Consider the following 15,989-nt stretch of genomic DNA (forward strand, 5'->3'; position numbering starts at 1 on the left):
CCCAGTTTTATATTTTTAACTTATAAAAAATACAAAATGAAAATTGCACTTTTAGGATACGGAAAAATGGGTCAGGTAATCGAACGAATTGCCTTAGAAAGAGGTCATGAAATTGTACTAAAAAAAGACGAATTCAATACATACGACGGCCTTTCTAGTGCTGATGTAGCTATTGATTTTAGTGTTCCAATGGCTGCCGTGGATAATATATCTGCTTGTTTTCACACTAATGTACCCGTAGTTTCAGGGACTACAGGATGGCTTGACCGCTATGATGAAATGATTGCTTTATGTAAAGAAAAAAACGGAGGTTTCATTTCAAGTTCTAACTTTAGTTTAGGCGTTAATTTATTTTTTGGGTTAAACGAATATTTAGCCAAAATGATGTCCAAAATTGATGGTTACAACGTTACAATGGAAGAAATTCACCACATTCACAAACTAGATGCTCCTAGTGGTACTGCGATATCATTAGCTCAAGGAGTTATTGAAAACAGTGATTATACCAACTGGACTCTGGAAACTGCAAACGAAAAAGAAATTCATATCGAGGCCGTACGTACAGGTGAAGTTCCAGGAACTCACACCGTAACGTACAACTCCGGAATTGACAGTATCGAAATCAAACATACTGCACATAATAGAGAAGGATTTGCTTTAGGAGCTGTTATTGCTGCTGAATGGTTAGCAGGCAAACAAGGCATTTATAGCATGAGAGATGTATTGAACATCCAATAATTTTAAAAGAACCAACCGCTAAACACCAAGAAACTATGACACTAATTCAATGGTTTGTATTTTTTCTTTTCATTCAACTTGTGCATTTTTTAGGCACATGGAAACTCTATGAAGCCGCAGGAAGAAGCAAATGGGAAGCCGCCATACCTGTATATAATGCAATTGTTTTAATGAAAATCATTGGTCGCCCTAGTTGGTGGACTATTTTGCTTTTCATTCCCATTATCAACCTTATCATGTTTCCTGTAATTTGGGTAGAAACATTACGAAGTTTTGGACGACAATCCACCTTAGACACTGTTTTGGGTATTCTAACTTTTGGTTTATATATCTATTACATCAATTACACACAAAAACTACATCATGTAGCCAATCGTAATTTGAAACCGGAAAACAAAACAACAGACACCATTAGTTCGCTTCTTTTTGCAATAATTGTAGCAACGATAGTGCATACCTATTTTATTCAACCTTATACCATCCCGACCTCTTCGTTAGAGAAATCGTTATTGGTAGGCGACTTTTTATTTGTTAGTAAAATAAATTACGGAGCTCGCGTACCAATGACAACAGTGGCTTTGCCTATGGTTCATGACTCTATCCCAATGACCAAAAACAAATCATATTTAAGTTGGCCACAGCTACCCTATTTACGTTTTCCTGCTTTTGAAAAAATCAATAGAACAGATATTGTGGTATTCAATTGGCCCGTGGACACGGTTTACAAATTCAGAGACAATTCAGGAAGAAGAGTTGACAAACCCATTGACAAGAGATCTAATTATGTAAAAAGATGTGTGGGTGTTCCTGGTGATTCACTCTCAATCAAAGACGGTTTGGTTTACATAGACGGTAAAATTTTAGCCTTACCTGAAAGAGCAAAACCACAATTTTCATATACTGTAATCTTAGACGGGAAAACACCTATCGATTTTGAATTCTTGTTAAAAGACATGGATATCACTGACCCTGTAGGTTTTAAAAACAACAACAGTCGTGACAGTTTATTTTTTAGTGCTTTGACAGCCTCAGGAGCTGAAAGGCTTAAAAATATACCAGGAATCACCGCAGTAAAAAGAGAAATTGCAAACGGTCCTGAATATGGTATTTTCCCTCATATAGGAAAATGGAACAAAGACAATTACGGTCCTATCTACATCCCCGAAGCTGGAAAAACAGTTGCTTTAAACACACAAACATTACCATTATACCAACGCATCATTACCGATTACGAAACGGATGAAAATGGAAATAAAAACGATTTAAAAGTTACTGGAAACGAAATCAAAATCAACGGTCAAGTAGTGAATAGCTATACTTTCAAGCAAAATTACTATTGGATGATGGGTGACAACCGTCACAACTCTGAAGATAGTCGCTACTGGGGATTTGTACCCGAAGATCACATTGTAGGAAAACCTATTTTCATCTGGATGAGTTGGGACACCAATGGAAAAGGAATCAACAAAGTACGTTGGGACAGGGTATTCACTACGGTAAGTGGCGAAGGACAACCCCAATCGTATTTTAGATATTTCCTTATTTTTCTAGCAATTTACTTTGTGGGAGAACATTTTTGGAAAAAAAGAAAAGCCAATCAAGAAGATTAATTTTAAAAACGATTTAAAGTTTCAGGTTTAAAGTGTGCAACAACTTAAAACCTGAAACTTTAAACTTTAAATAAAACCAAATGAACACCTTACTTCACCCTACTTATTTTCCTTCTATCAGTCATTTTGTGGCCATGATGCAAGCAGATAAAATTGTATTTGAGGTAGAAGACAACTTTCAAAAACAAACCAACAGAAACCGTACGTATATTTATAGCCCTAACGGAATTCAATTGCTCAACATTCCTATAAAACATTCTAAACAAAGCCATCAAAAAACAAAAGACATCCAAATCGAAACTGAATTTGATTGGCAAAAACAGCATTTCAAATCGCTAGAAGCAGCTTATAGAAGTTCCCCTTTTTTTGAATATTTTGAAGATGATATCGTTCCTATATTTGAGAAAAAACACCAATTTTTGATGGATTTAAATCTTGAAGTATTAGAGATTTTGTTTAAATGCCTACGTTTAAAATTAGAGTACACGACGACTTCAGAATATTTTCATCAGGCAGAAGAAAACACCTTAGATTATCGTTTCTTGGCTAATGGTAAAAAGGATCCTGCTATTTACGAAGCCTACCCTCAAGTTTTTGATGACAAACATGGTTTTATCAACAACCTTAGTATTTTGGATTTATTATTCAACGAAGGAAAATTTACAATTGATTACCTCAAAAACCAAAAACTACCAACTCTTTAGCTATTAATCTAAAGAAATCTTGGCCATAATAGGATAATGATCCGAGTTTTCAAAATCAGAAAAACTCTCAAATTGCTTAACGGTCATTTTATTATCTACAAAAATATAATCAATTCGGGCGGGATAATACCTAAACTTATACGTTTGACCAAAACCCAAACCCGCTTCTTCAAAGGCATCTTTTAGATTTCCTTTTATATTGCGATACACATACGAAAAAGCACTATTGTTCATATCCCCACAAATAATCATCGGGTATTTACAATCTCTTTTGTGTTCTTTTAAAATTTCAGCTTGTTCTTGTTGTTGTTTGAAAGCTTTGCTTATTCTAAAAAGCATCATTTGAGATTTATCCTGATTCATTGCATCAATATTCTCAGAGATTTCATTGACATCCGGAGATATTTTTATGGATTGCAAATGCATATTATATACTCGTATAACATCCTTTCCCTTTTTTATATCAGCATAAATTACATTATTATTAGAATGCGGAAACACAATATTTCCCTGATCGATAATAGGAAATTTTGAAAAAATAGCTTGTCCGGTTTTAATCTTGTTCCCTGTCATAAATACATACTTATAGGGATATACTTTTAAATCAATGTCCGCTGAATACGAGTACTCCTGAATACACAAAATAGTAGGGTTCTTTTCGTTGATAAAAGCTAATATATCTTGAGGAACATACACTTTGTCCAACCATTTAAAAAGATTCAACAAACGCACATTGTAGCTCATCACCAAAAAATCTTTTTCATCTTCAGGATACTCTTTTGCCGAAAATTTATAAAACTTAGCTATAAAAGTTATCCCCATTAACAACACCAAACCAGAGAGTACCATCCTCTTCTTGAATTGAATAGCCCAGTACAAGAAGAACAGCGCATTTAAAACAAAAAAAGCAGGCATAAATAAGGTCAGCACAGACAAAATGGGAAACATCTTGGGTGCCAAAAAAGGAAGTATATAAGCTATAAACGTTATAACGGTTAAAACTATATTCAAAAAAAACATGCCTCTATTAAACCACGAAAGCTTTTTCATTTTTTTTCTTTTAAAGTTTAAATTTTGGCGTAATACATAAAGGCAAATTCATACTTTCAAAAAAACAACTTCATTGGTCTTTGTATTTTTGTCTCCAAAGATTATTTCAACATACAAATGACAGAATGAAAGTGATATTATTTCCCAACTCTAAATAAAAATTCTTTTTCTTCCTTGGTCAAACTATCGTACCCAGATTGACTAATTTTATCCAAGATTTCATCAATTTGTTGCTGGGTTTTATCTTTAGTTACAATTCTTGATTCACGTTTAGGCAAGGGTTTACTATAATTCTTATGTACTTTTTTAAACGGACTTTTGGAAGATTTATTAAATAAATTAGTAAAAAAATCAATCACACCCGAAATTACTTTACTCAAATCCGTTCCATTTTCTAAAAACTTAATGAACACAAATCCAAACACAGCTCCTGATAGATGCGAAATATGCCCCCCCGTATTACTCAATCGGAATTGCATTAAATCTAAAATCAAAATAACAGCGGTGATGTACCATAATTTTACATTCCCAATGAGTAATAAGCGCACGTTCATAAGTGGCTGATAGGTAGTTACCGCCATTAATACAGCCATAATAGCTGCAGAAGCCCCTACTATCCCTGAGCTAATATTGAGATAATAATAACTTCCTACAAATACCAGCCCAGCAAAAATAGCACTCAAAAAATACAGCCCTAAAAACTGTTTTTGAGTAAAATAAGTTAAAAACAACATACTAGAAAAATTCAGTACAATCATATTGAATACCAAATGCCAGAAGCCATCATGAAAAAAAGCATAGGTCAAAAAAGTCCAAGGAGCATATAAAAACTCTGAAGGATTGGTTTTCAAAGCAAGCCAAAAAGGAAAGTTAAAGGCGCCTACTTCAAATCGATAGAAAAAAACCAAAGAAATCAAAAAACAACCCACATTCCAGTAAATTAGCCTATTGGTTATTCCCCCTAGCTTGTATTGTAATTTTAAATCTTCTAATAAATTCATTTTTCCTTGATTTAATTCCTAAAAATTAGTTCCAACGATTGTCATTAAATTGGTTTTTCCTCCAATACCACATTATTAGAAAGCCAAATAAAGCGCCACCTACGTGGGCAAAATGTGCAATTCCACCTCCACCTGAACCACCAAAGATAGATTGCCCTGATACTCCTAAATACAAATCAATCAAAACGATTCCTGGGACAAAATATTTCGCTTTAATGGGCACTGGAATAAACAATAACGACAACTCAGCATTTGGAAACATAAAAGCAAAAGCGACAATCACACCATATATGGCCCCTGAAGCACCCACCATTACTCCCGTAAAAGCACTAATAAAATTTTGAAATTGAGATACAGTCAAAATTTCTTGCCATTTTGTATTAATTTTTCCTTGGTTTAAAAGTTCAATTACTTGCTCTTTAGTAAAACCACTAGAGGTAATAATATCCAATGCCTGGTTAAAATAATAATAATTAATCCCCGTATGTAATAACGCTGCTCCTAATCCACAAGAAATATAGAAAAACAAAAATTTACCACCACCCCAAAAATGTTCTAAGGCAGAACCAAAACTAAACAAAGCAAACATATTGAAGAAAATATGCATTAATCCACCGTGCATAAACATATGGGAAATCAACTGCCATCCTTGAAAATCGGCATTTTCAGGAAAAAACATCGCTAAAATTTTATAGGCTGGATCACCTACAAATTGAGTTCCTATAAAAAAAAGGACATTAATAATAATTAACTGCTTGACCGTTTCGGTTACATTCATCATATGGCAAATTTTTTATCAATATCTTCCACCCGCATGGTGATGAAAGTAGGTTTTTGAAAAGGTGACACATTAGGCTCTTTACAAGCAAAAAGTCCGTTTACTAAATTTTCTTGTTCTTTGATTGTCAAACTGGTTCCTGTTTTGACCGCTAGACTTTTAGCCATCGATTTAGCTATAATATCGTTCTGACTAAAGCTATTTTCTGGAATACCGTCTTGTAAATCACTTAACAATTGTTCCAATAAAATAGCGACTTCGCTTTCCACTACATTAACCGGAATTCCCGAAATCACAACGTGTTCCGTATAAGTTTCATCAAAAACAAATCCTGTATTGACCAAAGACAACTTTAATTCTCCAATAAGTTCCATCTCAGCAGTGGAAAAAAACAACTCCAACGGAAATAATAATTGCTGACTAGCTGCTTGATGAACAGTCATATTGGTCAAAAACTGTTCGTACAGCACCCTTTGATGGGCACGTTGTTGGTCCACAATCACCATCCCCGATTTAATAGGTGAAACAATGTATTTTTTATGAATTTGATACGTGTTTTGAACAGACTGTTCCACGTCTTCATCATTAAACAAAGAACCGGTTACCTCTTCGCTTTCAAAACTAATACTACTGCCTTCAACAATTTCAGTTTCTGTATCCAAACCTACATACAAACTTTCCCAATGTGCTGTAGGCTCAGGTTTTCTATAAGAATTACCACTATTGGAACCTACACGTCCAGATGTAGCATAATGTTTATTAACCGTATCATCCGAAAAAGGGTTAAACGTTCTATCTACCTGTATTGTAGGCGTTTTACCTTCCAAATCTTTAAAACTATAAGGCGTATCCAAATTAGCATCCCGCTCAAAATCCAATACAGGAGCTATATTAAATTGTCCTAAACTATGCTTTATTGAAGCTCTTAAAATAGCATACAAAGCATGCTCATCATCAAATTTAATTTCTGTTTTGGTAGGATGAATATTAATATCAATCGTATTGGGTGGAACGGTTAAATATAAAAAATAACTGGGTTGTGCACCATCTTTAAGGATGCCATCATAAGCAGCCATAATGGCGTGATGCAAATAACCACTTTTAATAAATCGATCATTTACAAAAAAGAACTGTTCTCCTCGGCTTTTTTTGGCAAACTCAGGCTTGCTTACAAAACCTTGAATCTTTACAATCTCGGTTTCTTCTTGAACAGGAACTAATTTTTCATTGGTTTTACCAGAGAACACATTCACCACACGCTGTCTCAAAGTAGAAGCGGGCAAATTAAACATTTCACTTCCATTGTGATAAAACGTAAAATGAATGTTCGAATGAGCCAAAGCTACTCTTTGAAATTCATCTATAATATGTCGGTACTCCACCGTATCCGATTTTAAAAAGTTGCGCCTAGCAGGAATATTAAAAAATAAATTTTTGACGGCAAAGGAAGTTCCTTTGGGTAAAACAGCAGCCTCTTGTGAAACAAATTTGCTTCCTTCAATAACGATTTGAGTTCCTAACTCTTCTTGGTCTTGCTTGGTTTTCATTTCCACATGAGCAATAGCGGCAATCGAAGCCAGTGCTTCTCCTCGAAACCCTTTTGTTCCTAACGAAAACAAATCTTCAGCCAAACGAATTTTAGACGTTGCATGGCGTTCAAAACACAAACGAGCATCCGTAACGCTCATCCCTACCCCATTATCAATAACTTGAACCAAAGCTTTACCCGCATCTTTAATAATCAATTTAATATCCGTTGCTTTGGCATCCACAGCATTCTCTAACAACTCCTTTACGACCGAAGCGGGTCGTTGAACGACTTCTCCAGCGGCAATTTGATTGGCAACATGATCAGGAAGTAATTGAATTATACTAGACATTTTTTTTGTATTCAGTTATCGATTATTAGTTATCAAAAAACAACCAACCGAGCAAATTTAATAAATTTCTATCGGCTTTCGGTATTTCCATAATCATAAATAAAACAAAAAACCTACACTGTTTTTTCACAACAGTATAGGTTTACAAATGAATTATTTATGTTTTTTTATTCCTCTAATTTCAAAGGAGATGTTTCTATTTGTAAAGCACCCGAAGTCAATAAAGGTGGCTTTTCGTATTCATGAGTTAATGTTGCTTGTTGACGAATATAAGCCATTTTTATAGCAGCAATAGCAGCTTCAGTACCTTTATTTCCGTGAATACCACCACTTCTATCAATAGACTGTTGCATGGAATTATCGGTCAACACACAAAAAATGACAGGAACATCAGTTTGTACATTCAAATCTTTAATTCCTTGAGTTACTCCTTCACAAACAAAATCAAAATGCTTGGTTTGTCCTTGAATGACACAACCAATAGCAATGATAGCATCTACCTTTTGTGTTTGAAGCATTTTTTTACAACCGTAAATCAATTCAAAACTACCAGGTACATTCCATCTTATAATATTAGTATCCGGAACCTCATTATCCAAAAAAGCCTCATGAGCTCCTTTGTACAACCCTTCTGTAATGACTTCGTTCCATTCGGACACCACCACCCCAAAACGAAAATCTTTCGCATTAGGAAGGGTACTCTTGTCATAAACCGATAGATTTTTATTTTCAGTAGCCATAAACTAAATTTGTTTAGAATATTAAAAAAATTATTGTGCTAAACCAATCAAGGCATCTACAGAAGCCGCTTCTGGTGTCGTATCATAATTCTCTTTAATTGCTGTTAAATGTTTTAAAGCGTCTTCTTTTTTCCCTAAAGCCAATGCTGTTTTAGCCGCTTTTAATAAAAAGCGTGGCGTTGTAAAATCATTTTTATTGGTTGCAGCCGCTTTTTCATAATAACTTAACGCTTCTTCAGCATTATTATTTTCAGCATACGCATCACCAATAGCACCTTTAGCCAAAGCGCTTAAAATTATATCATCTGATTTGAATTTTTCCAAATACTCAATAGCTTCAGCATATTTTCCCGTATTCAACAAGGCGATACCAGCATAATAATTTGCTAGATTACCAGCATCAGTCCCTGAATATTCATCGGCAATTTTAAGAAATCCAAATTTACCCTCTGAACCATTCAATGCTAATTTATAAAGAGAGTCACTTGCCACTCCATTAGTAGCTTTTTCAAAATTTTGTTGTGCCAAAAACATTTCGTCAGCAGCTTCATTTTGTTTTGGCTCTGCAATAAATTTTTGATACACTAGATACCCTACAGTAAATAGAGCTACAGCTCCAACAATACCTATAATAGCTTTTTGATTTTTGGCAACCCAGTCTTCCGTTTTAGAAGCTGTCTCGTCTAATTTAGAAAACACTTCAGCAGTTGTACTGTCTTTTTCATCAATTAATACTTCCTCAACAGATTCTTTAACTTCTTTTTCTTTTGGTGTTTTATATCCTCTTTTATTATAAGTAGCCATTTCAATTAAATTTAGTGAACCGCAAAAATAAAATTTTTATTCAAACTCACACAAAAAATCAAGCTTTTTATAGTTTAATTAAAAAATCCATAGCTACTTAGCGCCAATTCCTTAATCTAAGGTCCTTATTTTTCATAATACTTCAGTCGCCAAACCTCTTTTTTCTCAATATTTTTCAATAATTTGCAACCGCTTATAAAAACCTTGACAACAACAGCAATCTACACGCAATCAGCTGTATTAATACCATGTATTTAAAAAAAATCTCTTTATTCAATTATAAAAATTTTTCAGAAGCCAATTTTGATTTTGACGGCAAGATTATTTGTTTCGTTGGAAAAAATGGCATTGGAAAAACCAATGTTTTAGATGCTATTTACCACCTTGCCTATGGTAAAAGTTATTTTAATCCCTTAGCCGTTCAAAACATCAAGCATGGAGAAGAGTTTTTTGTTATTGATGCCGAATTCATCAAAGAAGAACGCACTGAACAATTGGTTTGTAGTTTGAAAAAAGGACAGAAAAAAATCCTAAAACGCAATGGAAAACCCTATGATAAATTTTCAGATCATATTGGTTTTATTCCACTAGTAATTATTTCTCCTGCTGACAGAGACCTTATTGTAGAAGGAAGCGAAACTCGTCGAAAATTTATGGATAGTGTCATTTCACAAATCGACCCTAAATACCTTCAACAACTCATTCATTATCAAAAAATCATTAGTCAACGCAATGCTTTGTTGAAATATTTTGCCCTTAATCATGTTTTTGACAAAGAAACACTTTCTATTTACAACGAGCAATTGAATGAATATGGAGTATATATTCACGAAAAAAGAAAAGAATTCATCTCCAAATTTCTGCCTATTTTCAACGACCACCATCAGGCCATTACAGGAGCTGCAGAGAACGTTCAATTGACTTACGAAAGCCATTTGTCCAGCAAAAGCCTGTTAACTCTTTTGGAAGAAAACAGCAGCAAAGACCGAGCGTTACAATACACTAGTGTGGGAATTCATAAAGATGATTTATTATTTGAAATTGACCATCATCCTATAAAAAAATTTGGTTCACAAGGACAACAAAAATCTTTTTTAATTGCGTTAAAATTAGCTCAGTTTGACTTTCTTAAAAAACAGAGTGGTGTTAAACCATTGCTACTTTTTGATGATATTTTCGACAAATTAGACGAAACCAGGGTAGCCAAAATTATTGAAATGGTAAACAGCGATGCCTTTGGACAACTTTTCATTTCGGATACCCATCCGGAGCGAACTGAAACAATTGTAAAATCGATGCATCAGTCGTATCAAATTTTCAACCTATAATCCCAAACATTTTTATTACCTTAGTCGAAAGACTTACTCAAATCAACATTACATGACACTCAGACCACTTATTTACTTTCTATTATTACTTCTTACTATTAGTTGCAACCACCAACAAACTCCAGTATATCAAGTTGTGGACGCAACTACTTTTGCCCAAAATATCGAAACCACTACTTCTCCACAAATTATAGACGTACGTACGCCTGAGGAGTACAATCAAGAACATCTTGTGAATGCTAAAAACATAGATTGGAACGGAAATAATTTTGATAATGAAGTAGCAAAATTAGACAAAACAGCCCCTGTTTTTGTATATTGCAAAAGCGGAGGACGAAGCCAAAAAGCAGCTGCAAAACTAACCGAATTAGGATTTGAAAAAGTATATGAACTCGAAGGTGGTTTTATGCAATGGAACGCTGAAGGCCTAAAAAGCAATAAAAATTAATCTCAAAACGCAGCTATGTTATCAAAAGACAGCATCCTTTTTCTAGATGATTTAAAAGCAAACAACAATCGAGAATGGTTTTTGGCTAATAAAAAAAGGTACGACGTTTTTAAAAAGGACTATCATCAATTAGTGGCTGATTTTTTAGATGCTATGAAACCCTTTGATGCCACTTTAGAAAAATTAGAAATTAAAGACTGTACTTTTAGAATCAATCGCGACATTAGATTTTCGAAAGACAAGTCGCCCTACAAATCGCACTTGGGTATTTGGCTTTCCTCAGGAACCAAAGGAAACAATCGGGCAGGATATTATATTCATATAGAAAGGGGCAGCAGTTTTATTGCAGGTGGTTTTTATGCGCCAGAATCAGACGATTTGAAAAAAGTACGCAAAGAAATAGCCTTTTTTCATGAAGACTTGGAAGAAATTTTGGCTGATAAAACATTTAAAAAGGAATTTGGCACCTTTGCAAAGACCGAAAAAAGCTACCTTAAAAACCCACCTCGAGGCTATGACAAAGACCATCCAGCAATTGAATTATTGAAATTTAAAAGTTTTGAGGTACTTCAAAAATTTGACATTACCGAAGTAACTCAAAAAGATTTTGTTACTAAAATGAGTACCAAACTACGCTTATTAGTACCGCTTAACGCTTTTATGAATCGGGCATTGAGTGCCGAAGACTAAACGAAGAAAGCATGAAAAAGAGAAAAATACTATTCCTTGGAGAAACTTATCGTGCCGATGCCATCACTTGGATAAACGGCCTTCAAGAATTTGGTGATTTCGAAATTATCAGTTGGGAATTAAAAACACCCTCCAGAGGAAAACTACATCGAATCATGCGCCTTTTAGAATATATTTTTGCTCCTTTTCAAACCAACAAATTAATCCAATTGCACCAACCCGATATGGTTATTGCAGAAAGAACCACCAGTTATGGTTTTTTGGCAGCTTTATGCAATGTAAAATTAACCGCAATTGCACAACAAGGCAAGACCGATTTATGGCCAGAAAATTCCATTTCGTATCCGTTGAAAAAAATAATTCAAAATTACGCTTTTAAAAAAGCCACGCTTATTCATGCCTGGGGACCTATAATGGCTCATTCCATGGAGAGAGCCAAAGTGGACATGAGCAAAGTTTTGGTATTACCTAAAGGCATTGATTTATCCCAATTTAACAATCACAACCATGCCCCACCAACAAAGATAAGCGCTATAGTAACGCGCTCTCTTTTGCCTGTTTACTGCCATGATGTAATTTTAAAAGCATTTGGACTCCTAAAACAACAAGGGATTGCTTTTTCGCTCACTATAATTGGTGATGGCACACAACTGGATTTTTTGAAAAATTTAGCTCAAGAGTTAGACATTCAAGACAACGTACATTTCACTGGACGCATCCAATATACCGATTTACCGCAGCTTTTACAGAACTCCAATTTTTATATCAGTATGCCTCTCACAGAAGGTGTATCCGCCTCTTTATTTGAAGCTATGGCTTCTCATTGTTATCCTATCGTAACCGATATTGAAGGCAATCAAAGTTGGATTCAACACAAAATCAACGGACAACTTATCCCAGCCAATAATCATCATGCTTTAGCAGAAGCCATTCTCTGGGCTTTTGAAAACCCAAATCATCGTCAAGAAGCGATAATATATAACCGAAATTTCATTGAACAGCATGCCAATTATAAAATAAACATGAAAATAATTGCTTCCAAATACCATGAACTCATCGATGCAGCACAAGTTCATTAGAAAATAAATTCTCCTGACTTTTTTACTACAATCCACTTATTTTATCCTTACTTTTGAATTTTGAATACACCCTTAAACCACGCCTTCTTTTATGGAAATACAATACGATTTTTCATTAAAAAACTACAATACTTTTGGCATTGAAGCCAAAGCCAAACAATTTGTTGCCGTACATACTTTAGAAGAATTAAAGACCGTTTTAGAACAAAACAGCGACAAAAAAAAATTCATCCTTGGAGGTGGTAGCAACATGCTACTTACCAAAGACATTGATGCCTTAGTTATCCATATAGACCTTAAAGGAAAAAAAGTAATACAGGAAGATTTGGACCATGTTTGGATTGCATGCCAAGCGGGTGAAAACTGGCATGAATTTGTACTTTGGACCATTGACCAAAACTATGGCGGGCTGGAGAACATGTCGCTTATTCCAGGAAATGTAGGAACGACTCCTGTTCAAAACATTGGGGCTTATGGAGCTGAAATTAAAGATAGTTTTGTTTCCTGTGATGCCATTCATATAAAAAGCCTAGAAAATCGCACTTTTTTAAAAGACGAATGCCAGTTTGGCTACAGAGAGAGTATTTTCAAAAACCAAGTCAAAGACCAATACATCATTACCTCGGTGGTTTTTAAGTTAACCAAACGCCACCACAAAATTAATACGTCTTACGGAGACATCTTAGCTGAATTAACCAAAAACAACATTACAACTCCTACCTTAAAAGAAGTAAGCAATGCCGTTATTGCAATTCGAAAAAGTAAACTACCTGATCCAAATGAGTTAGGAAACAGTGGTAGTTTTTTCAAGAACCCTATTATTAGTAAAAAAGAATTTGAGAAAATTTCTCAAAAATTTCCCGAGATGAAGTATTACGACATTTCAGACACCGAGGTTAAAGTCCCTGCTGGCTGGTTGATTGAACAAGCAGGATTTAAAGGAAAGCGTTTTGGCGACGCTGGAATACATAAGAATCAAGCATTGGTTTTAGTCAACTATGGTAATGCCACCGGTGAAGAAATATTAGCTGTTTCAAAAAACATTCAACAGACTATTTTTGATACTTTTGGAATTGCCATAGAAGCAGAAGTTAACATCATTTAGCCACTCCAAAAAGCATGAAAAAATTATTTTAAAATTCATAATTTATCATTTACAAATCATAATTGTATTCATACCTTTGCACTCGATTTAAATAACCTTATAAAGTCCGATGCTTATACTATTACTTTACTTTTTTATATTTATTGTTATCGTTCAACTAGTGTATTATCTTGGCATTTTTGGTAAATTTGCTTTTGCAAAAGCGCAAAAAACAACTCCTAAAAGAATCCCAATCTCAGTGATTGTTTGTGCAAAAAATGAAGAAGAAAATGTCGCAAAATACATTCCGCTTCTGGCTGAGCAAAATTATCCTGATTTTGAAATCGTATTGATTGATGATGCGTCTAGTGATAGCACATTGGATATTTTTGAAGAATTTGAAAAAAAGTACCCTAATATTCGTCTTGTAAAAGTAGAAAACAACGAAGCTTTTTGGGGGAATAAAAAATACGCTTTAACATTAGGAATTAAAGCTGCCAAAAAAGAATACCTCTTATTTACAGACGCAGATTGTTATCCTACTTCAAAAGACTGGATTACCACCATGAGCGCTCAGTTCACTTTGCACAAAACGATTGTTTTAGGGTATGGTGGTTATGAAAAAATTGCAAATTCATTTCTAAACAAATTAATCCGTTTTGAAACGTTATTGACGGCCATTCAATACTTATCTTGGGCAAAAGCAGGGAACCCTTATATGGGAGTAGGACGCAATTTAGCTTATAAAAAAGAGGAGTTTTTCAAAGTAAATGGTTTCATTAACCACATTCAGATACGCTCAGGTGATGACGATTTATTTATAAACGAGGCAGCCCATGCAAAAAACACGACTATAGCCTACAATCCTGAAAGCTTTACTTATTCGAAACCTAAAACTTCTTACAGAGATTGGATTACTCAAAAAAGACGCCATTTGGCAACTGCTAGTCACTATAAATTCCTGGACAAACTCCAGTTATCCACTTTTTATTGCACTCAATTTCTGTTTTTTGTAGTGGCCATATTGTTATTAGCCCTTCAATTTCAATGGATGATTGTAACAGGAATTATCGCATTACGTTATTTAGCGGTTTGGATTGTAATAGGATTTTCAGCAGGAAAACTCAAAGAAAATGACATTAAATTTTGGTTTCCAATTGTGGAATTATTCCTTATTTTGTCACAAATGAATATCTTTATTGCCAACTTATTCTCAAAACCAGTCCATTGGAAATAAATACCCAAATAGAAAAAGCTAAAAAAGGTGACCAAACTGCTTTTACCTTTCTATTAAATCATTATTGGAATGAAGTATATGGTTTCATGCTAAAACGCACCGAAAATGAAACCAATGCGGAAGATATTACTATTGAAACTTTCTCCAAAGCATTTGACAAGATAAGCTCCTATAATCCTGAATACCAATTTAACACTTGGCTTATCAGTATCGCTAAAAATGTCCATATCGATTTGTTACGCAAAAACAAAGCGAGTCTCTTTGTTGAAATCACTGAAAAAGAGGATCAAAAAGCATACGATATTGCCGACACTACTCCATCAGCTGAGGATGAATTGATTACAGAGCAAAATCTTTCACAATTATTACGATTCATCAAAGAACTGAAACCGCATTATCAAGAAGTAATACAATTGCGCTATTTTCAAGAAATGAGTTATCAAGAAATAGCAAACTCAATTGGGGAGCCTTTAAGCAATGTAAAAGTCAAATTGCTACGCGCCAAAAAACTTCTGGCCGAAATCATTCAGAACAAACGATAATACCTGCTTTTTTTTAGTTGTTCAGACTGTTGCCCCCTCCTTTAAAGGGTTGTAAATAACCCCACAATCATCAAAGCGCAAAACGCTCGTTTATAGCCCCGATCGAAGCGGCATCCTTTTTATATTTTACCCTGTGAGGGTTTAAACCCTCACAGGGTAAAATATAAAAAGATATAGCGGAGAGCGGGACGAGGCATGCTCACAAAATCCAATAGTAATGCTCCTAAAAAAGACTAAAACCTATACAATATTTTTCTTACTAAAGCGTTATCAATA

At 34.5% G+C, this 15,989-nt stretch carries 16 protein-coding genes; 10 read left to right on the forward strand and 6 right to left on the reverse strand.

The genetic code is table 11. The features are described from left to right. The first annotated feature begins 36 nt into the window (after positions 1-36). The 3 genes from dapB (at position 37) to K5R64_RS15635 (ending at position 3,052) form a co-directional block, all read left to right on the forward strand. On the forward strand, positions 37-738 hold the full coding sequence (dapB, locus tag K5R64_RS15625; RefSeq protein WP_220764757.1) for a 4-hydroxy-tetrahydrodipicolinate reductase: 702 nt from the start codon (positions 37-39) through the stop codon (positions 736-738). Between the two features lie 35 nt (positions 739-773). After that, complete coding sequence (lepB, locus tag K5R64_RS15630) at positions 774-2,348, forward strand: signal peptidase I (RefSeq protein WP_220764758.1); 1,575 nt, start codon at positions 774-776, stop codon at positions 2,346-2,348. A gap of 80 nt (positions 2,349-2,428) precedes the next feature. Continuing rightward, positions 2,429-3,052, forward strand: a complete 624-nt coding sequence (locus K5R64_RS15635) for a WbqC family protein (RefSeq protein ID WP_220764760.1) — start codon at positions 2,429-2,431, stop codon at positions 3,050-3,052. A gap of 3 nt (positions 3,053-3,055) precedes the next feature. Here K5R64_RS15635 and K5R64_RS15640 read toward each other — a convergent pair whose 3' ends face one another. From K5R64_RS15640 to K5R64_RS15665, 6 genes are all read right to left on the reverse strand, one after another. Beyond that, a complete protein-coding gene (locus tag K5R64_RS15640; RefSeq protein WP_220764761.1) occupies positions 3,056-4,102 on the reverse strand; it encodes an endonuclease/exonuclease/phosphatase family protein in 1,047 nt (348 codons plus the stop codon). Positions 4,103-4,239: 137 nt separating this feature from the next. After that, complete coding sequence (locus tag K5R64_RS15645; RefSeq protein ID WP_220764762.1) at positions 4,240-5,103, reverse strand: rhomboid family intramembrane serine protease; 864 nt, start codon at positions 5,101-5,103, stop codon at positions 4,240-4,242. Positions 5,104-5,128: 25 nt separating this feature from the next. Then, positions 5,129-5,884: a rhomboid family intramembrane serine protease gene (locus K5R64_RS15650; protein WP_220764763.1), complete on the reverse strand. Its 756-nt coding sequence runs from the start codon at positions 5,882-5,884 to the stop codon at positions 5,129-5,131. After that, a complete protein-coding gene (gene mutL / locus K5R64_RS15655) occupies positions 5,881-7,761 on the reverse strand; it encodes a DNA mismatch repair endonuclease MutL (RefSeq protein ID WP_220764764.1) in 1,881 nt (626 codons plus the stop codon). The genes K5R64_RS15650 and mutL overlap by 4 nt, the downstream gene beginning before the upstream one ends. A gap of 167 nt (positions 7,762-7,928) precedes the next feature. Continuing rightward, positions 7,929-8,501: a 6,7-dimethyl-8-ribityllumazine synthase gene (gene ribH / locus K5R64_RS15660; RefSeq protein ID WP_220764765.1), complete on the reverse strand. Its 573-nt coding sequence runs from the start codon at positions 8,499-8,501 to the stop codon at positions 7,929-7,931. Positions 8,502-8,531: 30 nt separating this feature from the next. After that, positions 8,532-9,305, reverse strand: a complete 774-nt coding sequence (locus K5R64_RS15665; RefSeq protein WP_220764766.1) for a tetratricopeptide repeat protein — start codon at positions 9,303-9,305, stop codon at positions 8,532-8,534. Positions 9,306-9,553: 248 nt separating this feature from the next. Between K5R64_RS15665 and recF the strand changes: the two genes are divergently transcribed. From recF to K5R64_RS15700, 7 genes are all read left to right on the forward strand, one after another. After that, a complete protein-coding gene (recF, locus tag K5R64_RS15670; protein ID WP_220764767.1) occupies positions 9,554-10,633 on the forward strand; it encodes a DNA replication/repair protein RecF in 1,080 nt (359 codons plus the stop codon). A gap of 52 nt (positions 10,634-10,685) precedes the next feature. Continuing rightward, positions 10,686-11,081, forward strand: a complete 396-nt coding sequence (locus tag K5R64_RS15675) for a rhodanese-like domain-containing protein (protein ID WP_220764769.1) — start codon at positions 10,686-10,688, stop codon at positions 11,079-11,081. Positions 11,082-11,096: 15 nt separating this feature from the next. Then, positions 11,097-11,771: a DUF2461 domain-containing protein gene (locus K5R64_RS15680; protein WP_220764771.1), complete on the forward strand. Its 675-nt coding sequence runs from the start codon at positions 11,097-11,099 to the stop codon at positions 11,769-11,771. Positions 11,772-11,782: 11 nt separating this feature from the next. Beyond that, complete coding sequence (locus K5R64_RS15685) at positions 11,783-12,850, forward strand: glycosyltransferase (protein WP_220764773.1); 1,068 nt, start codon at positions 11,783-11,785, stop codon at positions 12,848-12,850. A 91-nt stretch (positions 12,851-12,941) separates the two neighbouring features. Next, a complete protein-coding gene (gene murB / locus K5R64_RS15690) occupies positions 12,942-13,955 on the forward strand; it encodes a UDP-N-acetylmuramate dehydrogenase (RefSeq protein ID WP_220764774.1) in 1,014 nt (337 codons plus the stop codon). Between the two features lie 109 nt (positions 13,956-14,064). Continuing rightward, positions 14,065-15,171: a glycosyltransferase gene (locus K5R64_RS15695; protein ID WP_220764775.1), complete on the forward strand. Its 1,107-nt coding sequence runs from the start codon at positions 14,065-14,067 to the stop codon at positions 15,169-15,171. Then, positions 15,162-15,713, forward strand: a complete 552-nt coding sequence (locus K5R64_RS15700) for an RNA polymerase sigma factor (protein WP_220764776.1) — start codon at positions 15,162-15,164, stop codon at positions 15,711-15,713. Before K5R64_RS15695 ends, K5R64_RS15700 begins: the two co-directional genes overlap by 10 nt. Positions 15,714-15,989: the final 276 nt, after the last annotated feature.

Source organism: Flavobacterium sp. UMI-01 (assembly GCF_019656315.1).
GTDB lineage: Bacteria > Bacteroidota > Bacteroidia > Flavobacteriales > Flavobacteriaceae > Flavobacterium.